This is a genomic window from Rhodococcus sp. DMU2021 (assembly GCF_019641445.1).
Classification (GTDB): Bacteria; Actinomycetota; Actinomycetes; order Mycobacteriales; family Mycobacteriaceae; genus Rhodococcus; species Rhodococcus pyridinivorans.
In genome coordinates this window covers 171,642-197,916 of the sequence record NZ_JAIFKB010000004.1, presented here as the reverse complement: position 1 = coordinate 197,916, position 26,275 = coordinate 171,642, and the positions used below count along the sequence as shown (strand labels likewise).

Below are 26,275 nucleotides of genomic sequence, written 5' to 3'. Positions count from 1 at the left end.
ACGCCCGAAGAGGCGCGGGGCAGCAGGCCGTCACCGGCCGGCACATCGTCGTCGAACGGAGCGAGACGCGGGACTGCACAGGTAGTCGCGATGCGCCGTCGAAGACATGGCCCAAAGCGTACCCGAGCTGTGCTCCGGATCACATATCTTCTCGGCGAGTAGTTTTCGCCGAACAGGTCCGGCGTGTCGCGTTGATCGGCGCTGTTCGTCGCGGTTTGATTTCGCGCCCGCGTCCGAGTAGCCTCGAACAGTCACTCATACCGAGGTGACGGGTTCGTCCGGCTCGAGTCGAGCAATACGAATCCTGCGAATTCACGTACACGTTGGACGACGGTGCTTGCCGCGCCGTCGCAGAATTATCGAGGAGTGTCGACCGTGGCCAAGGGCAAGCGGACGTTCCAGCCGAACAACCGACGCCGCGCGCGCGTTCACGGCTTCCGTCTCCGGATGCGCACCCGTGCGGGTCGCGCGATCGTTTCGGCGCGTCGCCGTAAGGGCCGCGCTTCTCTCACCGCCTGATTCCCTAACGGGAGCTCGGGGTGCTACCTGAGCCGTATCGACTGCGGCGCCACTCGGATTTCTCGGATACCGTCCGCCGAGGGCGTCGTCAGGGGCGGCGGGATCTGGTCGTTCACGTTCTCGAACGCGATCGCACCGAGTCCTTGGTGAGTGTCGGCGGTCCGCGTTTCGGACTGGTCGTGAGCAAGGCTGTCGGGCCGGCGGTGATTCGACATCGAGTCGCACGCCGGCTTCGTCATATCTGTGCAGGTCTCGTCGAGGCTCTGCCCTCCGAGACCGACATCGTGCTGCGCGCACTACCCGGCGCTGCCATCGCGGATTCCCGTGAGCTCGACAAGCAGGTGCGGTCGGGTCTCACCCGCCTCGGACTGCTCGACGCCGGTGCTTCCGCCTCGCATGGGAGTGCTCGCGCATGACCGAGCCCGAGCGGAGGTCGTGGTGGCGGTCCCTGCGGTCCGCCCCGGCCCGGGCATTGATCTTCTGTATCGAGCTCTATCGCACCTATGTGTCGCCCACACGGATGCCGACCTGTCGATTCACCCCGACTTGTAGCGAGTACGCCGTGGAGGCGCTGCGCACGCGGGGTGTCGTCGTCGGTGCGGTCCTGGCATCGGTGAGACTGCTCAAGTGTGGCCCCTGGCACCCTGGTGGGTGGGATCCGGTACCCGAACGGAAACATCGGTCGTCCCCAGTGGGTACCTGACCGGAGCCGAGACCCGAGACCGACGCCTCTTCGTGGCGATCATGGACGACCAGAGGAGTACATAGAGCCGTGCTCGACTTCATCTACTATCCCGTGTCCTGGATCCTCTGGGTCTGGCACAAAGTCTTCGCCGCGATCCCGTTCCTAGGACCGGACAGCGGTTGGACCTGGGCGCTGTCGGTGGTGTTCCTCGTGTTCACCCTGCGCGCGATTCTCTACAAGCCCTTCGTCAAGCAGGTTCGCACGACCCGCCAGATGCAGGAGTTGCAGCCGCAGATCAAGGCACTTCAGAAGAAGTACGCCAAGGACCGGCAGCGCCAGGCACTCGAGATGCAGAAGCTCCAGAAGGAGCACGGCTTCAATCCGTTGATGGGCTGTCTGCCCGTTCTGCTGCAGGTCCCGGTCTTCATCGGCTTGTTCCACGTGCTGCGCTCGTTCAACCGCACGGGTACCGGCTTCGGCCAGCTCGGGCTGACTCCGGAGGAGAACGCGCAGATCGGCAACTATGCGTTCAGCCCGGATGACGTCCAGTCGTTCCTGAGCGCCCGCCTGTTCGGTGCTCCGATTTCGTCGTGGATCACGCAGCCGATGGCGTCGCTCGAGGCGTTCGAGCCTTTCGGCGGCATTCCGACGCGCTGGCAAATTGCCGCCGTCGCGGTGCCGCTCATGATCGTCGCCGGCGTCGCCACGCACTTCAACGCTCGTGCCTCGGTCTCCCGCCAGAGCGCGCAGGCCGCCGCGAACCCGCAGGCCGCGATCATGAACAAGCTGGCCCTGTACGTCTTCCCACTCGGTGTGCTCGTCGGTGGTCCGTTCCTGCCGATCGCCGTCATCATCTACTGGGTCAGCAACAACATCTGGACCTACGGACAGCAGCACCTCGTCTTCCGCCGTATCGACAAGGAGGAAGAGGAGAAGAAGGCTGCGGCTCTGGCCCGCCGGAACGAGAACGCACCGAAGCCGGGTGCTCGCCCCGACAAGTCCAAGAAGAAGGGCTCGGCCGCAGCGTCCGACGCCGTCGATGCCACGGTCGACGAGACCGGCGAGGTGTCGCTGCAGAAGGACGCCGCGGCCGGCGACGGCTCCCCTGCGGCTTCGAAGTCCGGTGCGTCCGCTCCCAAGCCGGGTAGCCGACCCAAGAACTCCAAGCGCAAGCGGCGCTGACCGAAGTAGAAGAGAGCTGAATATGGCCAGTGACCTGGACAAGGTGGAAGAGGACCTCGCGGTGGCACCCGAGGAGCGCGACACTGCGGCGGACGCCGATCTCGATGACGACTACCTCATCGAAGAAGGCGAGATCGCCGGCGACTACCTGGAGCAGTTGCTCGACGTTCTCGATTTCGACGGTGACATCGACCTCGACGTCGAGGGCGACCGCGCGGTCGTGAGCATCGACGGCGGTAAGGATCTGACCAAGCTGGTGGGTCGCAACGGTGAGGTTCTCGACGCTCTGCAGGAGCTCACCCGTCTAGCCGTGCAGCAGGCGACCGGCGAGCGCAGCAAGCTCATGCTCGACATCGCCGGGTGGCGTGCAGGCAAGCGTGCCGAGCTCTCATCGCTCGGCGCGTCGGCCGCGAAGCGCGTGCTCGAGACCAGCAAGCGCGAAGAGCTCGAGCCGATGACGCCGTTCGAGCGCAAGATCGTGCACGACGCCGTCGCGAAGATCGACGGTGTGTCCAGCGAGAGCGAGGGTGCGGAACCGCACCGCCGTGTGGTGATCGTCAAGGATTGAGTCGGCCGTGCCGACCGAAGAGGGACTCTGCGTCGTCAGGGTCCCTCTTCGCCTTTTCGTAACTGATGCTGTGGGTCCCGATGTTGTTTCGGGTGAGCCGACAGGAAAGGATGTTTCACGTGGAACAGCACGAGGCGGAACTGTCGGCGGTCGCGCAGCGGGTCTTCGGGGATCGGACCGAACTTGCCGAGCGGTACCACCATTCGTTGTCGACGGCAGGTGTCGAGCGGGGGCTCATCGGGCCGCGTGAGGTGCCGCGCCTGTGGGAACGACACATTCTCAACTGCGCTGTGGTGGGCGAACTCATCCAGGAGGGTGAGACAGTCGTCGACGTGGGCAGCGGTGCCGGTCTGCCGGGTATTCCTCTCGCACTTGCCCGTCCCGACCTCCAGGTCACGCTCGTCGAGCCGCTTCTGCGCCGCACCGTCTATCTGGCGGAGTTCGTCGAATCCCACGGGATCGAGAACATTCTCGTGGTCCGTGGCCGTGCTGAGCAGCCGAGCGTCCTCCAGGAGGCGGGCGGCGCAGACGTCGTGACTTCCCGTGCCGTCGCACCTCTCGCCAAGCTCGCCAAGTGGTCGCTCCCCCTCGTCCACGAGGGAGGCCGGATGCTGGCGTTGAAGGGTTCGTCCGCTCGAGAAGAGATCGACCGCGATCACGACGAACTCGCTCGCCTCGGTGCCGGCAATCTCGAGGTGCTCGAGTGCGGAGGCAATCTCCTTCCGACACCCACGATCGTCGTGAAGGCCGAGCGGATTCCGCGGCCGGCGCGGCGTCGCAAGAAGCGCTGAGCGAATCGCCTGGCGCGACGATCGCCCCGACACCCTCCCTCCCCTACCGGGTCGGGAGGGTGTTGCCGTTTCCGAGACATTCTTTCCGACTCGAGGAATCTACTCGAGTACATTACCGGTGCAAAACGGTTGTTTCGGACGTTGTCACACCAGACCCGATCACCCCATGACGTTTCGTCACTGTGATGTTTCAGATTCCCTGAAATGTGTTTATCAAACGAATTATCTTCCTGTGCACTACGATTGAAACTCACTAATGTGAATAGTATTGCGGACCAGAGCATTTCAGTCTGGGTGTTCGCGTTTCTCGGGCCCACTCGTGTGGGTCGGGATTGTTTCACGTGAAACCACCGAGCCGCTCCTCCGCCTGTTTCACGTGAAACAACTCCGCTCCCCGTTTCACGTGAAACGTCACCCGGCCATGTCGTCGACGGAACCTAGAATGCGGATGGGATACTGAACCAACTGAGAATGCGTGCGCGTGGTCGGAAGGCCGGGGACAGCTCCGGGCCCGGGACTCGCATTCTCCCTTCGGCGCCTCGACCCGGTCTTCGAAGTCGCGACCGGGAAGCGACGAGGATGTAGCGTGCGAACCGAGCGGATCTACGTGTAAGGAGTGTTCTATGACGGGTGGATCTGAATCCGCTGTTTCACGTGAAACCGGAGGCGCCGAGGACGACTTCTCCCCCGTACCCTTCGACGGTTTCTCCACCGTCGACACCCCGATCGGCGCGGCTGCTCATCGCGCCACCCAGGTCCTGCATCCGAGCGATGCCAACGCACTGCCCAAGCCGCGCGAGCGTCGCGTCTTCACGATCGCCAATCAGAAGGGCGGGGTCGGTAAGACCACCACGGCGGTGAACATCGCCTCCGCGCTCGCCGTGCAAGGATTGTCGGTCCTCGTGGTCGACCTCGATCCGCAGGGCAACGCGAGCACCGCCCTGGGCGTGCCGCACTATTCCGGTGTGCCCTCGAGCTACGAGATCCTCCTCGGCGAGATCAATGCCGCCGAGGCCGTGCAGCAGAGCCCGCACAACGAACGCCTCTTCTGTATCCCCGCCACGATCGATCTCGCCGGTGCCGAGATCGAACTCGTCTCGATGGTCGCGCGCGAGAACCGCCTCCGGAACGCCCTCACCAAGGAGGCGCTAGGCGACCGCGAGTTCGACTACGTGATCATCGACTGCCCGCCGTCGCTCGGTCTGCTCACGGTCAACGCGCTCGTCGCGGCGAAGGAAGTTCTCATACCCATCCAATGCGAGTACTACGCACTCGAAGGTGTCGGGCAGCTCCTGCGCAACATCGAGCTCGTCCAGTCGCACCTCAACCCCGAACTGCACGTCTCCACCGTCCTCCTGACGATGTACGACGGTCGCACCAAGCTGGCCGATCAGGTCGCCGCAGAGGTGCGTGCGCACTTCGGCAGCGCGGTGCTGCGTTCGGTCATTCCCCGCAGCGTGAAGGTTTCCGAAGCTCCCGGTTACGGGATGACCGTTCTCGACTACGATCCTGGATCGCGCGGCGCGATGAGCTACCTCGACGCCGGGCGCGAGTTGGCGGCACGCGGGGTACACGAGAATCAGGGGAACGGATGAGCGCGACACGTAAAGGCGGGCTCGGTCGAGGTCTGGCAGCGCTCATCCCCACCGGTCCCCCGGTGGATGCAGAGCAGAAGCCCACGGCCGCCCCGAGTTCCACTGCCGCCGCCCCCACGGCCACCGCTCCCACCAATACCGCGGCTCCGGCCGTTCCTGCGCCGGCCAAGTCCGCACCGGCCGCGGGTGAACCGTCGAAGCCTGCTTCGGGCGGACAGTCCAAGTCGGCTGCGTCGCGTCGCCCCGGCTCGTCGGTCCTGAACCTCCCGTCCTCGGGTCTGGGTATGGCGGCCGCCGATCTCATCATCGGCGACGGCAGAACGCCGGCGCCCGCGTCCCCGGCGGAGCCTGTCGAGGACGACGCGGCACGGGCGTCCGGAGCGGCATCCGAAAGCGAACCCCTCCCCTCCCCCACCGGAGCGGTGTACCTCGAGATCCCGATCGACCGGATCGAGCCCAACCCGAAGCAGCCGCGGCAGGTCTTCGACGAGGAAGCGCTCGCCGAGCTCGTCCACTCCGTCCGCGAGTTCGGGCTCATGCAGCCGGTCGTGGTCCGCCGTCTCGAAGGCGACCGATTCCAGCTCGTGATGGGTGAGCGTCGCTGGCGTGCCGTCCAGGAGGCAGGCCTCGGCACGATCCCCGCGATCGTCCGCGACACCGAGGACGAATCGCTGTTGCGCGACGCGCTGCTCGAGAACATCCACCGGGTGCAGCTCAACCCCCTCGAAGAGGCCGCGGCCTATCAGCAGTTGCTCGAGGAGTTCGAGGTCACCCACGAGGAACTCGCGAGTCGGCTCGGACGGTCGCGGCCGGTCATCACGAACATGATCCGGCTGCTCAAATTGCCGGTCGCGGTGCAACGACGCGTGGCGGCCGGAGTGCTGTCGGCCGGGCACGCGCGTGCCTTGTTGGCGCTCGAGGCCGGTGCCGACGCTCAGGAGGCACTCGCCGCACGCATCGTCGCCGAGGGCCTGTCCGTGCGGGCGACGGAAGAAGCCGTCGTGCTCGCCAACCGCAACGACACCCCCGACGCTCCGCAGCAGAAGCGTCGGAAGCCCATCCAGATGCCGGGGCTGCAGGACGTCGCGGAGCGTCTGTCGAACTCCTTCGACACGCGCGTGACCGTGAGCCTCGGCAAGCGCAAGGGCAAGATCGTGGTGGAGTTCGGTTCGGTCGACGACCTCGAACGCATCGTGAAGATGATGGAGTCTCAGACCGACCTTTCTTGACTCCTCGTCGGAGCAAGACAACAGTCTGTAGACGAAAGACGTGGAGGCGAGCTATCCCGTGTCGACCCGAGTATCACCGCTCACGTTGAGTGGGATCGAGCAGTTGCCTGCTCATGCGCGACGGTGCGTTTTCTGGGAGCTGGATCCCACCTCATCGCCCGACGTTCAGCAATTCGCCGACCCCGAATTCGAGAAGGAAGCATGGCTGTCCATGGTCCTTCTCGAATGGGGGTCGTGCGGCCAGATCGCGACGATCGGCGACAAGGCCGCCGGGTGCGCGCTCTACGCTCCGCCGGGCATGGTTCCCCGCGCGCAGGCCTTCCCTACCGCGCCCGTCAGCGCCGACGCGATCCTGCTGACATCCATGCGGACCGAACCGCACGCGGACGAGCCGGATGTCGGAGCCGACCTCATCCGCGGTGTCGTCGCCGATCTCGTCCGTCGTAACGTCCGTGCCATCGAGGCCTTCGGGATCCGACGTACCGCCGATGTAGAAGCGAGCGATGTGCCGCACGCGACGGCCGCACTCGGGTGCTCCGACACGGAGTGCATGATCGACGCAGACTTCCTCGAGGACATGGGCTTCGAGGTCGTCGCCCCGCACTACCGCTACCCGCGGCTGCGTCTCGAGCTCGACCGCGACCACGAGTGGAAGTTCGCCGTGGAGGCCGCCCTCGATCGGCTCCTCGAGGAGTCCTCTCTCACCGTCGCGGATCTGACCGCAGGTTCGGCCGTCGGCGCCCACTGACGTACACCGGACACCGACGAAAAAGGACCGCCCCGCAGACTCTGCGAGGCGGTCCTTTTCTCGTCTACGGGCCTGCTAGCGACTGTCGGAGATGGACAACTCTTCGGCAAGCAACTCGGCGAAGGTGTACGTGCCGGTCGGCTGGTCGTCCTGGCCGAGCAGGTACAGCCGCTTCACCGCGATGAGGATCGCCTCGGCGATGATGTCGCGGCTGCGCGGATCGGCGAGCAGCGCGGCGTCCTGCTCGTTGGTGAGGTAACCGAGATCGATCTGCACCGTCGGCATGTTCGTCAGGCGCAGCAGATCCCAGGTGCGGCCGTGGCTGCGGCAGTCCTGCAGGTTCGTGCGGGCGACGATCTCGCGCTGGATGTAACCGGAGAGCACCTGTCCGATCATCGACTCGGACCCGTGCGAGTTGCCGTAGTGGAAGCTCGCGATGCCGTTCGCGGCGGGGCTGTGGCTCGCGTCGCACCGCAGCGAGATCATGAGGTCGGCACCGAACGCGTTGGACGTGCCCGCGCGTTCGACGTCGGTCGGATTCACGTGGTACGGCCGCGACAGGAAGGTCTCCATGCCCGTCGCCGCCATCCGGCCCTCGAGCCGACGCGCGAGATCCCACAGGATGTCGGCCTCGGAGATCGGGCCGTGAGGGCTCGGCACGATGATGCCGTGGGTGTTACCGCCGAGACCCGGGTCGATGACGATGCGCTTGCCGCTGAGCTGCGGACCGGAGCGGCGCACGATCTCCTCCTCGGAGATCGCGTGGGGCGACCCGCCCGACACGCGCGTGCCGAGCAGTTCGAGCGAGCGCAGTGTCTCGGCACCGCAGATGCCGTCGGAGGCGAGTCCGATCTCGCGCTGGAAGGAGCACAGACCCTCGTGGGTCTTCGGCCCGAAGTAGCCGTCCACGCGGTCGACGTAGAAGCCGAGATCCTGCAGACGGGTCTGCAGGGCCGCGACATCGTCGCCGTAAAGCGGAGCGGAGAGCTGATACATCAGGGTGCGCGCACCGAGCTTGTACGACGCTTCCTTCAAGGAACGGTAGGTCGCGGGGCCTACGGTCCCGTCGACGAGCAGACCGCGCTGCTGCTGGAACGCGCGCACGGCTCCGTCGAGTTCACGATCGAAGGGGACGTCCGATCCCATCCAGTCGCCCGACTCCTCGGGCTCGTTGTGCAGGAAGCCCAGGCCGGCCAAGGTGCTCCGGATCTCGGCGACCGCCGGACCGTGGTCGCCGTGACGAAGAGGGCGCATGTATCGGGCCTTTCCGTGCTGACAGGATCGGTGCCCGGCGTGAGGGCTGGGCAGCATCGAACGGGAGTGGGATGAAGGATGTGCCCGTGAAGACGGGCTCACGGGCACATCCGAGAGGTTGATCCTGGGACGGTACTACAGGACGTCCGCGAGATCCCGAAGCAACGCCGCCTTGCCCTTGGCCCCCACGATCGTCTTCGTCGGCTTGCCACCGGAGAAGAGGATCATAGTGGGAATCGACATGACCTGGTAGTCGCGTGCGGCCGACGGATTGGCGTCGATGTCGAGCTTGGCGACGGTCAGCTTGTCGCCGTGTTCGGCCGCGATCTCCTCGAGAACCGGAGCGACCATCTTGCACGGACCGCACCAAGTGGCCCAGAAGTCGACGAGGACGGGCTTCTCGGACTGCAGTACGTCCTCGACGAACGACGAGTCGGTGATGGTGACGGTGTTCTTGTCGGACACGGATGTCTCCTGAATCTCGGGGTGGAATGTGGAACGGGGTGGTGGATCAGGCCTCGGCGAGCGTCGGCGCCTCGACCTCGCGGTTCGCGACGAGCCACCGCTCCGCGTCGATGGACGCCGAGCATCCGGTGCCGGCGGCGGTGATCGCCTGGCGGTAGGTGTGGTCGACGAGGTCGCCCGCGGCGAAGACACCCGGCACGGAGGTCGCGGTGGACGCCACCGAGACCTTCACGTAGCCCTCGTCGTCGAGGTCGACCTGACCCTTGACGAGCGAGCTGCGCGGGTCGTGGCCGACGGCGACGAACAAGCCGGTGACCGGCAGGTCGCTGCGCTCGCCGGTGACGGTGTCCTCGAGGACGAGGTTGGTGACGCTGTTCTCGCCCTGCACCTCGGCGACCTTCGCGTTGGTGACGAAGCGGATCTTCTCGTTGGCGCGGGCGCGCTCGAGCATGATCTTCGAGGCGCGGAACTCCTCGCGGCGGTGGATGAGGGTGACGCTGCGCGCGAAGCGCGTCAGGAAGGTCGCCTCCTCCATCGCGGAGTCGCCACCGCCGACGACGGCGATGTCCTGGTCGCGGAAGAAGAAGCCGTCGCAGGTCGCGCAGGCGGAAACGCCGCGGCCGAGCAGCTGCGACTCCCCGGGCACACCGAGGTAACGCGGCTCGGCGCCCATCGCGAGGATGACGGCGTGGCTGCGGTAGGTCTCGCCATTGGCGACGACCGTCTTGACCGGGCCCGTGAGGTCCATCTCGTCGACGTCCTCGGTGCGCAGATCGGCGCCGAAACGCAGTGCCTGCTCACGCATCTGGTCCATGAGCTCCGGGCCCATGATCCCGTCCTTGAAGCCCGGGAAGTTCTCGACCCCGGTGGTGGTCATGAGCTCGCCACCGAACTGCGTTCCCTCGAAGACGAGCGGGGTGAGTTCGGCGCGGGCCGCGTAGATGGCGGCGGTGTATCCGGCCGGTCCCGAACCGACGATGATGAGGTCGTGAATCGTGGGCGAGGTCGTCATGCGGCGGAGCCTTCCGGTTGGGTGAACGGGGGCGCGAGGACTGCGGGCGATCCGGCCGGAACCGGACGGCAGCCTACAGATACTGTCAACACCAGGGTAAACGGTGTTGTTCCCCTTCCGCCGTGCGTCCCGCCACAGAGGCCCTGTACGGACCGGCCGGTCGCCCGACCGGCCCGCCCTCGATGCGAACCGGTACGGTCTCAGGCCGCGCCGGGCACGTCCCGCAGCGTCTCGCGGATCACGCAACGCGTGCCCGTATAGATGGTCGGCATGCACTTGTTGCAGTGGATACACAGACCTTCGTGTGCCGTCTTCTCCTCGAACTTGCGGACGAGATACGGATCACGCAGCAGCGCGCGGCCCATGGCGACGAACTCGAAGCCTTCGTCGAGCGCCGTCTCGATAGTGTCGAGCCGGTTGATGCCGCCGAGCAGGATCAGCGGGATCTTCAGTTCCTCGCGGAACTGCCGGGCCATGGGCAGGAAGAATGCCTCCTCGAACGGGAGCTTCGGGAAGATCTTCGGCCCGTAGACCTTCAGTCCCCAGCCGACGACCTTCGGCTGCGACGCCTGGAACTCCTTCATGGGGACGTCGCCGCGGAAGAAGTACATCCCGTTCAACAGCGAGCTCCCGCCGGTGAGCTGCATGGCATGGATGGTGCCGTCGGACTCGATGAGCTTGGCCATGGGCAGGGACTCGTCGAGCCACAGACCCTGGGGCACGCCGTCGGTCATGTTGAACTTCGCGATGACGGCCACCCCCTCCCCCACCGCCGTGCGGACGGCCTCGAGCACGCGACGCGGGAAGGCGGTACGGCCCTCGATGCTGCCGCCGTACTTGTCGGAGCGCTTGTTGAGATTCGGGCTCATGAAGGAGCTGAGCAGGTAGTTGTGCCCGAGGTGGACCTCGACGGCGTCGAATCCGGCCTCGACGGCGAAGCGCGCGGCGCGTGCGTAGTCCTCGACCACCCGATCGAGCTGCTCGAGTGTCGCGCCGCGGACGAGCCCCATGGCGGGGGCGCTGATGCGCGTGGACGGCGCGAGCGTCTTCATCTTGTTGGAGATCTGGTTGGCGACGAGTCCGGCGTGGCCGATCTGCGCGGAGGCCAGACCCCCGGCGGCGTGCACGGCGTCGGTGAGCCGGGTCAGGCCGGGGACGGAGTCGGCGTCGAGCACGAGGGTGTCGCGGTGGACGCGGCCGTCGTGGGAGACCGAGCAGTAGGCGACGGTCGTGAGGGCGGTGCCGCCGCGGGCGACCTCGGCGTGGAATTCGACGAGTTCGTCGCTGACGGCTCCTCGAGGCATGACCCCTTCGAAGGTTGCCGCCTTGACGATGCGGTTGCGGAGGGTGAGCGGCCCGAGTCGGGCCGGTTCGAACACGGTGGGTCGCGGCGAAGACATGCCCCTACTTTCGATGCCAGTGGTATCGTAATTGCGCTTCGACTATAACGCTCGTCACACTCCGCGCCAGATCGATTCCCACTCGGTCCCGACATCACGGATCCCATGCCCAGCACCGCTCCGGGGCGCCCCCGCGACCCCCGAATAGACAACGACGTCCTCACCGCCACCCGCGAGATGCTCCGCTCCCACGGCTGGGACGGGCTGAGCCTGCGGGCGGTCGCCGCCCGCGCCGGCGTCGGCCGCGCCGCACTCACGCGTCGGTGGCCGACCAAGGCCCACCTGGTGCTCGACGCACTGCTCGGTTCCGCACCCGATCTGACGCCCTACGACGGCATCGATCGCAAGGGCTGGATCGAATGGGTGGTCACCGGGAGCATCGAATTGTTCTCCCGGCCGGAGGTCCGCGCTGCGCTCCCGGGGCTTCTCGCGGCACTGCGGGACCACGACGACCTCCGCAACACGCTCTGGCGCACGTTCAGCGGCCCCAGCACCGCCCTGTTCGCCGACGGCGACGGCTCGGACGTCGAGATCGACGCCAAGGCCGTGCTCGTGATGGCAGCGGGGTCGGCGTTGTTCGCCGGCCTCATCGCCGCGGAGGACGACACACCCGCGCTGCGCGCGCGGATCCTGGAACTGTTGTCGACCGTGGCGTAGCGCCGGACCCGAGCGCCGGACCCGAGCGCCGAAAGGTCAGCCGATCGTCTTGCGGACCAATATCGCGGGATCATCTGCGTCGCAGTCGGTTCCGACCACCAGAGCGGTAAGCGCCGGTGCGTCCGGTCCGCTCAACAGGACGAGGACGGCATCGTCGCCGGCGTACCGCACCGCGCGTGAACCGATCGGTGATCGGCCTTCGAAACCGTTCGCGTCCAAGCATTCTCGGAGACGATCGGCTCCACCGAGGAGACCGGGATCGGTGTCGCCGATCATCGCCCGCAGGGTGGAGGGTTCGAACAGGGCCTCGTCTTCCGCTGCCGCGACGGGAACACCGGTCGGGTCGTCGCTACCGAAAGCCGTTTCGCGCACGACCACCACGAGCAACACCGCCACTGCAGCCGCGACCGCGGCACCGGCCACCGCCCACCGGCGACGCCGTGCGATGCGGGACGGTGTGGACCGGACATCGGACCGGTCGTCGGATCGATCCTCCGCGAGCGCGGCACCGATACGCGCGGCGATCTCGGGCGGAATCGATTCCTTCGGTGGAGCGCCGCGCAGGGCCGACAACCGCGCCTGCGTCGCGTCGAGCCGCGCCAGATACACGACGGCCCCGGGATCGCGGCGCACGCGCGGCCACAACCGGGCGGCGAGCTCCTCGTCGAGCACCCCGGCATGCAGATCGGCGAGCAACTCCGCGGAGTACGGCGGGCGCATCTCGGCGGAGTTCGACGGACGCATCTCGTCCTCGTTCATGCGCGACTCTCCTCCGCGGTTCGGCATCCCTCACCAGAGTAAGACGGAGGAGGATCACGATCGGTTCCCCTCGGAGCGAAGGTCGTCGAGAAGAACTGCGAGCCGGCTCCGCGCGCGGGCACAGCGGCTCTTGACCGTTCCCTCCGGAACACCGAGACGTTGCGCCGCCTCCCGGACGGAGAAACCTTCCACATCCACCGCGACGACGGCTGCCCGCTGGTCGGGTGGCAGTGCGAACAGGGCGGATTCGATGTCGAGTGCGATCTCGGTGTCGTGGATGGGATCGCGCGGGGTACGCAGGTCGTGCGAATCGTCCTCGAACAGTGGGACGGTCACGCGGACACGATTGCGGCGGATGCGATCGAGGCACGCGTTGACGACGATCGAATGCAACCAGCTGCGGACCGCGGCGTCCTCCCGGAAACCCGAAGCCCTCCGGTGCGCCGAGAGCAGTGCCTCCTGCAGCGCGTCGGCCGCGTCCTCGTTCGAGTAACTCGTCCGCCGCGCGACCTGCCACAGATGGTCGTGATGTCGTGCCAGCAAGGCGGAGAAGGCATGCCGATCGCCTGCGATGTGTGCTGCGAGCAGCTCGGCATCCGACACTGCTCCATCGGACGCCACCCCGTCCGACACGCTTCCGCCGTCGTCGACACCCCCGTCGGGCACGGCGATTTTTGCGATCCCCCCGAAAATTCGCACGCGCGGATGGTAGCCGATCCGGACGATTCCGCCCGGCTGTCCGCGGTCAGCGTGCGGCTTCGAATTCCACTTCGGAGAGGGAACTCTTGTTGCTTCCGCCGCTCGAGCTCAGATCGGTGATCCACACCAGCACGTGCGAAGTCTGGCCGTCCGCCTCGACCGGGATCGTGGTCTCACCGGAAGCCAGTGTGCCCGAACCGATCACCTGCGTCTGATCGAGCGACGTCGACTCGGACGGTGCGCTGCGCACCTCGACGACCGTGCCCGGCGTGTCGGTGGTGACCTTCACCGCGGACAGTTCCGACGCGTCGGCGAGCGTGAACAGAAGTCCGACACCGTTCTTCAGCGACGGGAACGGATCGAAGTAGGCATCGGTGCTCCACGAGGTGGACGGATCACCGTCGATCGCCTGCGACGCGGTGGCGGGCGAATCGGGTGTGCCCTGAGGCGAGAACACCGACACGGAGGTCGCGGAGACCGGAGCGCTCGCCGCCGGTCGCGGCGGCGCGGCCTCGACCTGCTCGTCGCCCGCCCCCTCCTCGGCGGGTGCCTCGGCAGTGGGAGTCAGACCGAACTCCTGACTCGTCAGCGGAGCATCGTTGGCATCGCCGGCGAGCAGGTTCGCGATCCACCATCCGATGAGCGCGAGCAACAGCACTGTCGTGGCACCGAGCGCGGCCAGGGCGATGAGCATCCGCTGCGAATGTTTCTTTTTCTGTTCCAGCGCTTCGGGATCCGCGAGTGCATGCGTCTCCGCGGCGGCAGCGCGCTGCCCGATCCGCAGTGCCGGGATCATCTCGGTCTTCTGATCGACGACCGACGCCTGGTCGAGGATGTGCTGCACGGTCGCGGCGGTCCGGATACCGCCGTCCTCGGACAGGGCACGCACCGCGACCGCCGAGATCTCGAACGGCACATCGGGACGCAGGACGCGCGGCTCCACCGGCACACCGTCCTTGCGGTCGGGCTCCGGCATTCCGCCGACGGTGGCACCGCTGTGGTGCGGGACGGGAACGCCGCCCGGAGCCGATGGCTCACCGAGCGGCCACCGTCCGGTGATGAGTCCGTACAGGCTCGCGCCGAGACCGCGCACGTCGGACATCGCGTCGGAATCGGAGAAGGTCGCGGGGAAGGCCAGCACGGCGTCACCCGCCACGCTGATGCGGATGCGATCCGGGTGGTCGATCGACAGCGCGCTGCCCGCACGGTGCGACGCCTCGGCGGCGGCCGCGAGCGCGCGGATCGCGCGTGCCGCACCGATCGGCGACGGCTCGGTGGTGGACATCTCCTTCAGCGACCGGCCGGGAGTCCACTCCGAGATGACGATGCCGCCCGAGCTGCCGCGCACCACGTCGAGGACGCGGGCGAGTCCGGGCGAATTGATACGACCGAGGCGCAGGGTGCGCGAGAGCACGGCCTGCGGCGAGTCGGGGCCGGTGCCGTCGGCCGCGCGCTGTTCCGCGTCGACGAAGGTCAGCGCGACCTCGCGATCGAGCTTGACGTCGAGTGCCTGCCAGAAACGCAGACCACGCGCGCCTCCGTGCGGGGCGAGCAGACGGTAGCGACCACCGGCGACCGAGGCACCGGCGATGAGATCGGGGCCGCGCATCGGACGGCGCGGCTGGGAGGCCGGGCCCGCGACACGCACCGGCGGGAGCTGCGGGGATCCGACGGGGATGACACCCGTGTCGAGGTTCGGATCGCGCGGCGGGCGCTTGCCGTCCTTGTCGGCAGACTTCTGCCGTGCGGCGGCATCGATGGTGGACTTGCCGGCAGCGTGGTCGTCGCTCACCCTCACTCCTTCGTTGTCGACTCGTCCACTTCCGGTGTGCAGACGCGGGTCGCCGCTGGGGGCCGCGAAGAACCGTGGTCGACGGCTCCCGGACCGTACCTGCTGCTGATCAGGGTACGGGAGTTGTCCGTGCGCATTGCTGCGACCGGGCACGTCCCTGATGGCGGGCATGACCTCTGTGATGGCGTCATAAGGTCCGACGCCGTACTCGCCGTAGTCGATACGCGGCAGGATGACGGTCTTCTCGGCATCCGATTCGGCGTAGCGCGGACGCGGGACGGGGGCGGGAGCCGGTGCCTCGTCGGAGGTGGTTCCGGTCTCGGGTTCGGAGGGGGCCTCCTCGACCGGGGCGGTGCCGCGCAGTGCCGCGACCTTCCGTCGCACGGCCGCTTCGATCGCGAGGATCTCGGGCACCTTGAGCAGGTACATCCCGACCAGCGCGACGAGCACCATGAGCACACCGTTGAGCCCGACCCGCACGAGCGAGCCGATGCCCCCGAAGCGGTCGGCAAGGACGTCGAGTTGCAGGAGACGGTCGGTGACGAGCACGACAATCGCCGCGGCGAGCGACGCGAGCACGACGTGCCAGACGGTGCGTCCGACGTTTGCCATCTGCAGGTCGCCGAGTGTGCGGTGCAGCAGATAGCCGCCGATGAACGCTCCGACGGTGAACGCGACGCCCGTGGCCGCGCCGAGGAGCAGCACCACCTGCTCGCCGTTCGCCGCGACGACGGGCGCCAGCGCGGACAGGCCGATCTTGACGGCGGTGATGCCGAGGATGATCCAGGTGGGGGTCCAGGCCTGTTCCCTGGCATAGAACACGCGCAGGTGGATGAGCACCAGCGCGTACGGGATGAGCGTGAACGCCGACCAGCTCACCGCCTGGCCGAGGCGTTCGGCGTTGCTGCCGCCGAAGTTGCCGTAGCCGTACAGCGCGGCGCCGACCTGCGAACCCGCGATCGTCAGGAAGGTGACGATCGGGATGAGCGAGATCATGGTGAGGCGGGTCGCGACGGACAGGTCGTCGACGACGGCCGGGGTGTCGTCCGCGGCGGCGTTGCGACTCAGGCGCGGCATGATCGCGGTGAGCACGGTGACCCCGAGGACGCCGTAGGGCAGCTGCAGCAGCAGCCACGCGTTGTTGTAGATCGCGGGACCTGCCTCGTCGGCGCCTGACGACACACGCGTGGCGAAGACCATCCCGGCCTGGCTGATCAGCACGTACAGCACGATCGCGGCGGCCATGCCACCGAACTGCCGGAGCCGGTCGTCGAGACCCCACAACGGCCTGAGATTGATGCCTTCGCGGCGCAGCGCGGGTACCAGGCACATCGCCTGCGTGATGACGCCGAGCAGCACGCCGATGCCGAGGACGAGCAGTTTCGGATCGCTCATCCGCACCGGATCGAGCGTGATCTCGCCCGGCATCAGGTAGTAGATCACCAGCACGGTGAGCACCACGAGGTTGTTGCACACCGGGGCCCAGGCGCCCGGCTTGAACACCTGCCGGGTGTTGAGGATGCCCGTGAACAGGCCCGACAACCCGTAGAACATGATCGCGGGCAGGAGCAGGTACGACAGCGCTGTGGTCAGCGACGTCGAGACCTTGCCGGACTCGTCGAGGAAGACGTGGGTGGTCAGGACCGGGGCTGCGGCCACCGCGAGAACGGTCGCCGTGCCGAGCAGCACCAGCGCCGCGGTGAACAGTCGCCGGACGAAGGCCTCACCGCCGTCGGGGTCCTCCCGCTCGGCCCGCACCAGCACCGGCACGACGATCGAGGTCAGGACGGCGCCGAGCACCAGCTCGGAGATCATGTTGGGGATCTGGTGCGCCACGGTGAAGGACGACGCGACGCTCGCACCGAGCAGGGTCAGGATGAGCAGCTGCTTGAGGAAGCCGGTGATGCGGCTGACCAGGGTCGCCACGGCGATGGAGCCGGTCGCCGCGAGCAGGCTCTGCGGCCTGCGGCGACCCGCACCGGCACCCGTGACGTCCGGTGAGGCGGTGGGAGAGTCCGACGGTCCCGGGTTCGGGTGTGTCTCCACGTCGTCCCGTGTGGAGTTCCCGGTCATTTCTCATACCCTTCGTCGGCTGGATCCGGCTCTCCCCGGAACCGGTGCAGAAGTCGCCTGCCCGCCAGGAACAGCAGGAGGGCTCCCGCACATCCCGTGACGACGGCGAGGATCTGGCCGTACGCATTGGAACGTACCGTCACCGTCGTCGAGCTGCCGAGAGGCAGGCCGGAGTCGGTGGTGAGTGCGAACTCCAACCGGAGGTTCCGCGAGTCGCTGATCTGAGCCGGCACCGTGAGGGTGCGGCTGCCGCGCGGCGGGAGCTGGGTCGGCCCGATATCGGTGATGTCCACCGTGTCGGGCGCGTCCACCTGCAGCCGCACGGTGATGCCCACGGGCAGGTCGTTGCGCGCGGTGAGCAGCAGCGGACTCTGTTCGGACGTCAGGGTGTACACACCGCCGGTCGAGATGACCGTCACGGCGTCGTAGATGTCGTCGACGGCCTCCCGCACCTCGGAGGCGCGGTGCTCGCCGGTCGCGTAGGCACCGTCGGCGTCGGCACCGCGACGACCGGCCAGGCTCATCGCGCGCAGCAGGTCCTCGCGCAGCGGGGCGGTGAACTGCTGCGGGGTGAGCTGGGCCTGCGGGTCCTCGACCAGCGCCGTCTGGATCGCGTCGAGGCGGCCGATCTGTTCCTCGGCCTCGGACACGACCGCCGCGGAGGCGCCGTCGGTGATCGCCTGCTCGGGATAGACCAGCATCGAGGCCGTCGGGTCGTTCGCGGTGTTCGCGGCCGCGTCGACGAGCGCGGCGAGCGGTCGCGGCGTGGTCAGGCCCGAGCGGACGAGCGTGGAGAGCATCGACAGCACGGAGGCGGCGTCGTCGGGCGATGCCGACCAGTTCTGCGGCGGCGCGAACAGCACCGATCGGCCTGCGGCCGGCAGTGCCGCCCCGGTGACCTCGCTGACCGTCGGCACCATGGCCGGCCAGGCCAGCGCGCCGAGGGCGTCCTGCAGGCGGGCCGTCGAGGAATCGCGGGAGAGGTCGTAGCGCGCCGAGGAGGGGACGAAGGACGGCGTCTGCGGGTCGGTGCCCATCCCGGCCAGTGCCGCGGACGCGGACGAGTCGAACAGGGCGGCGGTGAGGCCGGAGACACCGGAGATCCGGAAGCCGTTGCCGCCCGGTGCGGTGGACGGCGTCGACGACGTGCCCGCGAGCAGGGCGCGTCCGCCCTCGAGGGCGTTGTCGGACACCAGAGCGGTCACCGGGCCGTCGGCGGCGAGCATCGATCCGGTCTTCTCGGTGAGTACGCCGGAGTCGGGCCACATCACGCCCGGAGTGGAGGTGACGCCGAGGATGGAGTCGACGATGGCCGCCGGTGATTCGAGCGCGGAGTCGGTCAGGGACGAGTCGGCGAGGTCGCCGAGCGCGGTCAGGTCGACCTGTGCGAACGGAACGGCCATCGTGCAGGTCGTCGCCGCGAGGGCACGCAACCGCTCGAGCCAGGCGACCGCGGCATCCGTGCCCGAGCCCGGACGCGCATCGCCGGTCGGTTCGTTCGGATCCTCGACGACGAGATAATCGCGTGTCATGTTCGCGACGGTCACGAGCAGGTCCGGGTCCACGGCCAGGCACAGTCCCTCGAGGACGCGGGGTTCGGTGCGGGCGGTGTCCTCGACGGCGCGCAGCAGACCGTCGAGCCTCCCGCCCTCGGTGAGCGAGGCCGCGAGGTCGTCGTCGACCAGGCGTACCGGCTCGGTGCCGGAACCGGCCACGCCGGCGGCGAGCCTCGGCCGATCGGCCAGTGGCCACAGCATCGTGACCGCGGCGGGGCGGGACACGTCGGGCGGTACGGCGGGGAACGCCTTCTCCTCGCGGTCGAGCCGGCCGTCGTCGGACGAGCGGGTCGTGCCCCGCGACCCGCCGTTCCCGGTTTCGGTCTCCTCGGTGACCTCGTCGCTCGCGGGAACCGCGAGCACGGGCAGCAGGAAGCGTGCGTCGTCGAGCCGGGCCGCCCCGCCGTATTCGGGGACCCCGTTGACGTTCACCAGCAGCGGGTAGACGCCGGGAGTGTCGATGTCGAGCGACGGCACGAGATCGGAGCGCAGCGGCAGTTCGAGTTCGAAGTCGGCACGTTCGCCCTGCCCCAGCCGGTCGGCGACCTCCTCGAACTCACCGACCGTGTCGAATCCGGCCTGGTCGAGGGACAGCGAGGTGCGCAGCGCTGCGGAGTCGGAGACCACCGGTGCGCGCTGCAGCCGCACCCAGACGTCCTCGACGTCCCGGTCGCCGATGTTCGCCACCGTGCCGCGGACCGTGACGACGGACTCGCTCGTGAGAGTCACCGTCTGCGGCGTCACCTCGTCGATACTCAACTCGAGGAAGCGCGGCTCGTGGGGGTCGGTCTGGGCTGCGGCCGGATTCGCCGAGGCCGTCGGGAGAAGAGTCGTCGGCAGAAGAGGCGTCACGCCTGCCGTTGTGAGGACGAGTACGAGCACGGCGAGCACCGCGGCGCCCGCCCGGGACACCACCACCGTCATCCGCGTGGGGCCCCCGGTTCGTCGGCATCGGGGAGTCGCGTGTGGTCCATCTCGGCGATGAGCTGATCGGCGATGTCGGCGAGCTTGCGTTCGTCGGCGTACGCCAGGCGGGTCCGCAGTTCGCGCAGCGGCACCCACGCCACCTCGGTGACCTCGACGTCCGCGTCGGAGAGTTCTCCGCCGAGATAACGCAGCAGATAGTGGTGCACGGTCTTGTGGACCCGGCGGCCCTCGGTGACGAACCAGTAATCGATGCTGCCCAGCTCGGCGAGCACCGAACTGCGCACGCCGGTCTCCTCGCGGACCTCGCGCATCGCGGTTTCCTCGGCGGTCTCACCCTGCTCGATGTGGCCCTTCGGCAACGACCACAGCAGGCGTCCCCGCCGGTCGGTGCGGCCGATCAGGGCTGCGCAGAGTTTCTCGGGCGGACCACCGAGTCCGTCGACCACCAGACCTCCCGCGGAAGTCTCGCGGACGGTCCGCATGCGAGGTCCGGGCGAAGCGGACGATCCGGGCGAAGCACCGTGTGCGGTCTTCTTTGCGCCCGCGCCACGCCGCCGCGAGCTGCGGCGGTTACGGTTGGCACGTTCGGCGGGCGACACCTCATAGATAGTAGATGGACCGACGTCGGTCCCGGCTCAACCACACGAACGCGCTGCTCGGTAAGGTGCAAAGACGTGAACTCCCCCACCGCAGACACCGACCGTCGTACCCGGCTGCTCGCCGGAGCCGAGGCCACTCTGCGCGATCTGTCCGACATCCTCGCCCCGCTGGGGGCGCGATTCGCCGAAGCCGGACACGAGCTGTATCTCGTGGGGGGCAGCGTGCGCGACGCGGTGCTCGGTCGCCTCGGCACCGACCTCGACTTCACCACCGATGCGCGTCCGGAGGTCGTGCAGGAGCTGCTGCGCGGATTCGTCGACCACCAGTGGGACACGGGTATCGACTTCGGGACCATCAGTGCGGTGAAGGGACTCGAGCAACTCGAGATCACCACCTTCCGCAGCGACGCCTACGACCGTGTCACGCGTCACCCCATCGTGAAGTACGGCACGAGTCTCGAGGACGATCTCGTGCGCCGCGACTTCACCGTCAACGCGATGGCCGTGCGGATCGGACCGGACGGTGCGGGTGAGTTCGTCGACCCGCTCGGCGGCATGGACTCCCTGCTCGCCGGCGTGCTCGACACCCCGGCGAAGCCCGAGGACTCCTTCCACGACGATCCGCTGCGCATGCTGCGCGCGGCGCGGTTCGTCTCCCAGCTCGGCTTCGCCCTCACCGAGCGCGTGCACACCGCGATCGTCTCGATGGCCGACGAGATCCTGCGGATCAGCGCCGAGCGGGTGCAGGCCGAGCTCGACAAGCTGATCCTCGGCGACTATCCGATCGAGGGCATCGACACGATGGTCGAGACCGGTCTGGCGCAGCGGGTGATCCCCGAGATCCCCGCGATGAAGCTCGAGATCGACGAGCACCACCAGCACAAGGACGTGTACTGGCACTCGCTGACCGTCCTGAAGCAGGCCATCGACCTCGAGGACGGCGATCCCGATCTCGTCCTGCGGTGGGCCGCGCTGCTGCACGACATCGGCAAGCCCGACACCAAACGCAACGAGCCGCAGGGCGGCGTCAGCTTCCACCACCACGAGGTGGTCGGAGCGAAGCTCGTGCGCAAGCGCATGCGCGCCCTCAAGTACTCGAAGCAGATGATCGAGGACGTCAGCCGTCTGGTCTTCCTGCACCTGCGCTTCCACGGCTACGGCAGAGGACAGTGGACGGATTCGGCCGTGCGCCGTTACGTGCACGACGCCGGGCCGCTGCTGCCGAAGCTCCACAAGCTGGTGCGCGCCGATTGCACGACCCGCAACAAGCGTCGGGCCGCCGCGCTGCAGGCCACCTACGACGGTCTCGAGGAACGGATCGAGCGCATCGCCGCCGAGGAGGATCTCGCCAAGGTCCGGCCCGACCTCGACGGCAACGCGATCATGGAACTGCTGGGTATCTCCGCAGGTCCGACGGTCGGCAAGGCGTGGAACTTCCTCAAGGAACTGCGGCTCGACCGCGGCCCGCTCGAGCGCGACGAGGCCGAGGCCGCGCTGCTCGAGTGGTGGGCACAGCAGCAGGAGGCCTGACTCCGAACGTCTGATCTCACATCGTCGTGACGGCGGCGTGAGCCAGATGTCACCGCGTGCTCACCGCGGGTGACGCCACCGCAACACCGCTTCTCCAGCATGGACACCGGCGTAGTCGAGACGGTGTCGAGGAGTTGCGGGATGCAGGACGAGATCACCACGGTGAAATCCACCTGCTCCTACTGCGGTGTGGGATGCGGGATGCTCCTCGACGTCGCCGTCGACCCGGAGACGGGTGACCGACGCGTGGTGAGGGCATACGGAGACAAGGATCACCCGACCAACAGGGGTCGGTTGTGCACGAAGGGCGCGACCAGCGCGGAGATGCTCGCGGCCGGGGGCCGGCTCGATACGGCGTGGATGCGTTCCGAGCGGGCGGCCGAGGTCGCCCCGCTCCCCTTCGACGATGCGATCGCCGAGACCGCGCGGCGCCTGAACGATATCGTCTCGGCCCACGGCTCCGACGCGGTGGCTCTCTACGTCTCGGGACAGATGTCGCTCGAGGCCCAGTATCTCGCGACGAAGCTCGCGAAGGGATACCTGCGCACCTCGCACATGGAATCGAACTCGAGACTGTGCATGGCCGGCGCCGCGACCGGGTACAAGCAGTCGCTCGGATCCGACGGCCCGCCCGGCTCGTACGAGGACTTCGACCGCGCCGACGTCTTCTTCGTGTCGGGTTCCAATATGGCCGACTGCCATCCCATTCTGTTCCTGCGCATGATGGATCGGGTCAAGGCGGGAGCGCGACTGATCGTCGTCGATCCGCGGCGCAGCGCGACCGCCGACAAGGCCGACCTGTTTCTGCAGATCGCGCCGGGCACCGACCTGGCGCTTCTCAACGGTCTGCTGCACCTGATCGTCGAGAACGGACACGTCGACCGCGACTTCGTCGAGAAGCACACCGACGGCTGGGACGCGATGGAGTCCTTCCTCGCCGACTACCCACCGCACGTCGTCGCCGAAGTCACCGGTCTGGCCGAGGCCGACATCCGCACCGCGGCGCAGTGGATCGGCGAGGCCGGGGAGTGGATGAGTTGCTGGACGATGGGTTTGAACCAGAGCACCCACGGCACGTGGAACACCAACGCGATCTGCAATCTGCACCTCGCGACCGGGGCGATCTCCCGCACCGGCAGCGGGCCGTTCTCCCTCACCGGTCAGCCCAACGCGATGGGCGGCCGCGAGATGGGATACATGGGACCGGGTCTGCCCGGTCAGCGCAGTGTCCTCTCCGACGACGACCGCGCGTTCGTCGAAGATCGCTGGTCGCTGCCGCGCGGCACGCTGCGCACCGAGGGCGGCGCCGGCACCGTCGACATGTTCGAGCGCATGGCCGCCGGAGAGATCAAGGCGTGCTGGATCATCTGCACCAATCCCGTAGCGTCGATCGCGAATCGGAGCACCGTTCTCGAGGCACTCGGGAAGGCCGAGCTGGTGATCGTGCAGGACGTCTATCGCGAGACCGAAACTGCTTCGTACGCAGACGTTCTCCTACCCGCAGCTCTGTGGGCCGAATCCGAGTATGTCACCGTCGGATCCGACCGCACCGTCAATCTTCTACAGCAGGCCGTCGAACCCGTCGGTGAGTCGCTGCCCGACTGGGAGATCATCGCACGGGTCGCTCAGGAGATGGGTTTCGGCGACGCCTTCGACTATTCGAGTGCCGAGGAAATCTTCGAGGAGATCACCGGATTCGCGAATCCGCAGACCGGCTACGACCTGCGCGGCATGACCTACGACCGACTGCGGGAAGGGCCCGTGCAATGGCCGTGCCCGCCGGAGTCGGCCGCGACACGGCACCCCGTCCGCTATCTCAACGACGGGACGAGCCGGACCCCGGTGGTGCGCGAGGACGGTTCCCGTCCGCGACTGGCGTTCGCGACCCCCGACGGCCGCGCTCGTTTCTTCCCTCGCCCGCACATGCCCGCCGCGGAAATGCCGGACGACGACCACCCCTTCGTCCTGAACACCGGACGCGTCCCGCACCAGTGGCACACCCTCACCAAGACCGGGAAGGTCGAGAAACTCACCAAACTGAATCCCGGACCGTTCGTCGAGATCAATCCCGATGATGCACAGCGACTGTCGATCGTCGACGGCGACCGGGTCGAGATCGCATCGCGGCGCGGCCGGGCCGTGCTGCCGGCCGTCGTCACCGACCGGGTGCTGCCCGGGAACTGTTTCGCGCCCTTCCACTGGAACGACCTCTTCGGCGACGATCTCGCCATCAACGCCGTGACGAACGACGCCGTCGACCCGGCATCCCTGCAGCCCGAATTCAAGGTCTGCGCCGTGTCGGTGGAGAAGGTCGCGGGTGCGGTCGAACCGGTGCTCGAGAGCGGTTCGGTGCTCGACCGTCTCGAGTCTGCGCTGGGACTCGGGACGATTCCCGCACCCACCTTCGACGACGCCGAACGAGGTTATCTCGCAGGTCTTCTCGCCGGACTCAGGACGGCGGAGATCACTGCCGCGCCGACCCTTCCGCCGACCGCGCCGTTCCCGGCCGACAAGCGGGTATGGGTCGACGGACTGCTCGCCGGGATGTACGCGCACTCGGCCCCGGTTCCCGACGCGACGCCCACCGAGGCGGTGCCGGACGGGCCGGTCGTCGTGGTGGCCTGGGCGTCGCAGACGGGCAACGCCGAATCCTTCGCGGCGAGTTGCGCACAACGGCTCCGCGATGCCGGTCGGGTCGTGCGGCTGAGGGGGCTGAACGAACTCGACGTCGCCGCGCTGGCCGACATCGACGACCTCGTGGTCGTCACGAGCACCTTCGGCGACGGCGACCCACCCGACAACGGCGGGTCGTTCTGGCGGTCGCTCGCGGCGGACACCGCGCCCGAACTGAGCGGAACGCGTTATGCAGTAATGGCTTTCGGCGATTCGAGCTACGACGATTTCTGCGGCTTCGGGCGCCGTGTCGATGACCGTCTGAGCACTCTCGGCGCGACCCGCCTGGCCGAGCGCGTCGACTGCGAACCCGGAGAGGACGAGCGCGCGCAGAACTGGCTCGACGCCCTCGTACCGCTGCTGGGAGGCTCGACGACCCCGGTCGCATCGGCTGCTCCCGCAGCCCCTGCCTATACCCGCAACTCGCCGCTCGTCACCCGGATCACCCGCAACATTGCACTGAGCGGTGCGGGTTCGGCGAAGGACGTGCGTCAGTTCGGATTCGAGATCTTCGATCCAGCATTCGAATACGAGGCCGGCGACGCACTCGGGGTGATGCCGACGAACGGCCCGGAGGCCGTCGACGAATGGCTGCAGGTCACCGCCCTCGACCCGGAGACCGCCGTCGAACTCGGCGACCGTCCTACCGTGCCGCTGCGCGAGGCCGCGACCCGTCACCTCGACATCACCCGGGTGACACCGGAACTGCTCCGGTTCGTGCAGAAGCAGAGCGGCAGTGCCGAACTCGCGAAACTCCTGCGACCGGGCAACAAGATCGAGCTGCAGCAGTGGCTGTACGGGAGGCAGGCGATGGACGTCATCGCCGAGTACCCGTTCAAGGCGCCCTGGGACGAATGGAAGGACCTCCTCGGCCGTCTGCGTCCGCGCCTGTACTCGATCTCGTCGAGCCCGAAGACGAACCCGCGCGAGGTGCAACTGACGGTGTCGGTGGTGCGCTACGAATTCGAGGGTCGATCCCGGGCGGGCGTGTGCTCGTCGTTCCTCGCGGATCACAGCAAGGGTGTGGACATCCCGATCTTCGTGCAGCGCAACGAGCACTTCCGGCCACCGGCACCCGAGACCGACATGATCATGGTCGGTCCCGGTACGGGCATCGCACCGTTCCGCGGTTTCCTCCACGACCGTCGCGAGGCCGGGCACACGGGCCGCAACTGGTTGTTCTTCGGCGACCAGCGATCCGAGACCGACTATCTCTACCGCGACGAGATCGAGTCGATGCACGCCGACGGTTTCCTCACCGAGCTGGGACTGTCCTTCTCCCGCGACCAGCGGCAGAAGATCTACGTGCAGGACCGGATGCGCGAGCATGGTGCGCAGGTGTGGAAGTGGCTGCAGAACGGTGCCCACTTCTATGTGTGCGGCGACGCCGGACGTATGGCGAAGGACGTCGACGCGGCCCTGCGCGAGGTGGTGCAGGCACACGGACGGCTCGACCGCGACGCCGCCGCGGCGTACGTCGAGCAGATGGCCGCCGACAAGCGGTACGTCCGCGATGTCTACTGATCTGCTTGTCGGTCCGCAGATGCGGATATAACGTAGCG

At 67.7% G+C, this 26,275-nt stretch carries 21 protein-coding genes; 12 read left to right on the top strand and 9 right to left on the bottom strand.

Going from position 1 to position 26,275, the window contains the following annotated elements:
* The first annotated feature begins 375 nt into the window (after positions 1–375).
* From rpmH to K3M35_RS09255, 9 genes are all read left to right on the top strand, one after another.
* Positions 376–519 carry a 50S ribosomal protein L34 gene (gene rpmH / locus K3M35_RS09295; RefSeq protein ID WP_006550910.1) on the top strand — a complete coding sequence of 48 codons (144 nt, stop codon included), beginning with the start codon at positions 376–378 and terminating at the stop codon, positions 517–519.
* A gap of 20 nt (positions 520–539) precedes the next feature.
* On the top strand, positions 540–935 hold the full coding sequence (rnpA, locus tag K3M35_RS09290) for a ribonuclease P protein component (protein ID WP_024102541.1): 396 nt from the start codon (positions 540–542) through the stop codon (positions 933–935).
* A complete protein-coding gene (gene yidD, locus K3M35_RS09285; RefSeq protein WP_006550908.1) occupies positions 932–1,222 on the top strand; it encodes a membrane protein insertion efficiency factor YidD in 291 nt (96 codons plus the stop codon). The genes rnpA and yidD overlap by 4 nt, the downstream gene beginning before the upstream one ends.
* 69 nt (positions 1,223–1,291) lie before the next feature.
* Entirely contained in the window at positions 1,292–2,386 is a 1,095-nt protein-coding gene (gene yidC, locus K3M35_RS09280; RefSeq protein WP_064061425.1) for a membrane protein insertase YidC, read from the top strand.
* Positions 2,387–2,408: 22 nt separating this feature from the next.
* Entirely contained in the window at positions 2,409–2,954 is a 546-nt protein-coding gene (locus K3M35_RS09275) for a R3H domain-containing nucleic acid-binding protein (protein WP_006550906.1), read from the top strand.
* A 110-nt stretch (positions 2,955–3,064) separates the two neighbouring features.
* Positions 3,065–3,745: a 16S rRNA (guanine(527)-N(7))-methyltransferase RsmG gene (gene rsmG / locus K3M35_RS09270; RefSeq protein ID WP_033098073.1), complete on the top strand. Its 681-nt coding sequence runs from the start codon at positions 3,065–3,067 to the stop codon at positions 3,743–3,745.
* A 623-nt stretch (positions 3,746–4,368) separates the two neighbouring features.
* Positions 4,369–5,340, top strand: coding sequence for a ParA family protein (locus K3M35_RS09265; RefSeq protein WP_006550904.1), 972 nt, complete (start codon positions 4,369–4,371; stop codon positions 5,338–5,340).
* Positions 5,337–6,569: a ParB/RepB/Spo0J family partition protein gene (locus K3M35_RS09260; RefSeq protein ID WP_254707478.1), complete on the top strand. Its 1,233-nt coding sequence runs from the start codon at positions 5,337–5,339 to the stop codon at positions 6,567–6,569. The genes K3M35_RS09265 and K3M35_RS09260 overlap by 4 nt, the downstream gene beginning before the upstream one ends.
* 58 nt (positions 6,570–6,627) lie before the next feature.
* Positions 6,628–7,317, top strand: coding sequence for a hypothetical protein (locus K3M35_RS09255; protein ID WP_033098129.1), 690 nt, complete (start codon positions 6,628–6,630; stop codon positions 7,315–7,317).
* A gap of 75 nt (positions 7,318–7,392) precedes the next feature.
* Here K3M35_RS09255 and K3M35_RS09250 read toward each other — a convergent pair whose 3' ends face one another.
* The 4 genes from K3M35_RS09250 to K3M35_RS09235 all read right to left on the bottom strand — a co-directional run bounded on the left by K3M35_RS09250 (position 7,393) and on the right by K3M35_RS09235 (position 11,448).
* A complete protein-coding gene (locus tag K3M35_RS09250) occupies positions 7,393–8,571 on the bottom strand; it encodes an N-acetylmuramoyl-L-alanine amidase (protein ID WP_220666319.1) in 1,179 nt (392 codons plus the stop codon).
* Between the two features lie 135 nt (positions 8,572–8,706).
* Positions 8,707–9,036 (bottom strand): thioredoxin, encoded by a 330-nt coding sequence (gene trxA, locus K3M35_RS09245; protein ID WP_220666318.1) that lies wholly within the window; start codon positions 9,034–9,036, stop codon positions 8,707–8,709.
* A gap of 46 nt (positions 9,037–9,082) precedes the next feature.
* Positions 9,083–10,048 (bottom strand): thioredoxin-disulfide reductase, encoded by a 966-nt coding sequence (gene trxB / locus K3M35_RS09240; protein WP_220666317.1) that lies wholly within the window; start codon positions 10,046–10,048, stop codon positions 9,083–9,085.
* A gap of 200 nt (positions 10,049–10,248) precedes the next feature.
* Positions 10,249–11,448, bottom strand: coding sequence for an NADH:flavin oxidoreductase (locus K3M35_RS09235; RefSeq protein ID WP_006550898.1), 1,200 nt, complete (start codon positions 11,446–11,448; stop codon positions 10,249–10,251).
* 105 nt (positions 11,449–11,553) lie between these two features.
* On the opposite strand from K3M35_RS09235, the gene K3M35_RS09230 reads away from it, so the two are divergent.
* On the top strand, positions 11,554–12,105 hold the full coding sequence (locus K3M35_RS09230) for a TetR family transcriptional regulator (RefSeq protein WP_006550897.1): 552 nt from the start codon (positions 11,554–11,556) through the stop codon (positions 12,103–12,105).
* Positions 12,106–12,141: 36 nt separating this feature from the next.
* On the opposite strand, the gene K3M35_RS09225 is transcribed toward K3M35_RS09230, so the two are convergent.
* The 5 genes from K3M35_RS09225 to K3M35_RS09205 all read right to left on the bottom strand — a co-directional run bounded on the left by K3M35_RS09225 (position 12,142) and on the right by K3M35_RS09205 (position 20,510).
* On the bottom strand, positions 12,142–12,864 hold the full coding sequence (locus tag K3M35_RS09225; protein ID WP_019290481.1) for a hypothetical protein: 723 nt from the start codon (positions 12,862–12,864) through the stop codon (positions 12,142–12,144).
* Positions 12,865–12,918: 54 nt separating this feature from the next.
* On the bottom strand, positions 12,919–13,467 hold the full coding sequence (sigM, locus tag K3M35_RS09220) for an RNA polymerase sigma factor SigM (protein ID WP_033098127.1): 549 nt from the start codon (positions 13,465–13,467) through the stop codon (positions 12,919–12,921).
* Positions 13,468–13,609: 142 nt separating this feature from the next.
* Positions 13,610–17,428 (bottom strand): murein biosynthesis integral membrane protein MurJ, encoded by a 3,819-nt coding sequence (gene murJ, locus K3M35_RS09215; RefSeq protein WP_220666316.1) that lies wholly within the window; start codon positions 17,426–17,428, stop codon positions 13,610–13,612.
* Positions 17,425–19,908: a DUF6049 family protein gene (locus tag K3M35_RS09210; RefSeq protein WP_220666315.1), complete on the bottom strand. Its 2,484-nt coding sequence runs from the start codon at positions 19,906–19,908 to the stop codon at positions 17,425–17,427. The genes murJ and K3M35_RS09210 overlap by 4 nt, the downstream gene beginning before the upstream one ends.
* A complete protein-coding gene (locus tag K3M35_RS09205) occupies positions 19,905–20,510 on the bottom strand; it encodes an NUDIX hydrolase (RefSeq protein WP_033098068.1) in 606 nt (201 codons plus the stop codon). The genes K3M35_RS09210 and K3M35_RS09205 overlap by 4 nt, the downstream gene beginning before the upstream one ends.
* Before the next feature lie 75 nt (positions 20,511–20,585).
* On the opposite strand from K3M35_RS09205, the gene K3M35_RS09200 reads away from it, so the two are divergent.
* Complete coding sequence (locus tag K3M35_RS09200) at positions 20,586–22,040, top strand: CCA tRNA nucleotidyltransferase (RefSeq protein WP_006550891.1); 1,455 nt, start codon at positions 20,586–20,588, stop codon at positions 22,038–22,040.
* Positions 22,041–22,181: 141 nt separating this feature from the next.
* A complete protein-coding gene (locus K3M35_RS09195; RefSeq protein ID WP_220666314.1) occupies positions 22,182–26,237 on the top strand; it encodes a bifunctional nitrate reductase/sulfite reductase flavoprotein subunit alpha in 4,056 nt (1,351 codons plus the stop codon).
* Positions 26,238–26,275 lie beyond the last annotated feature (38 nt).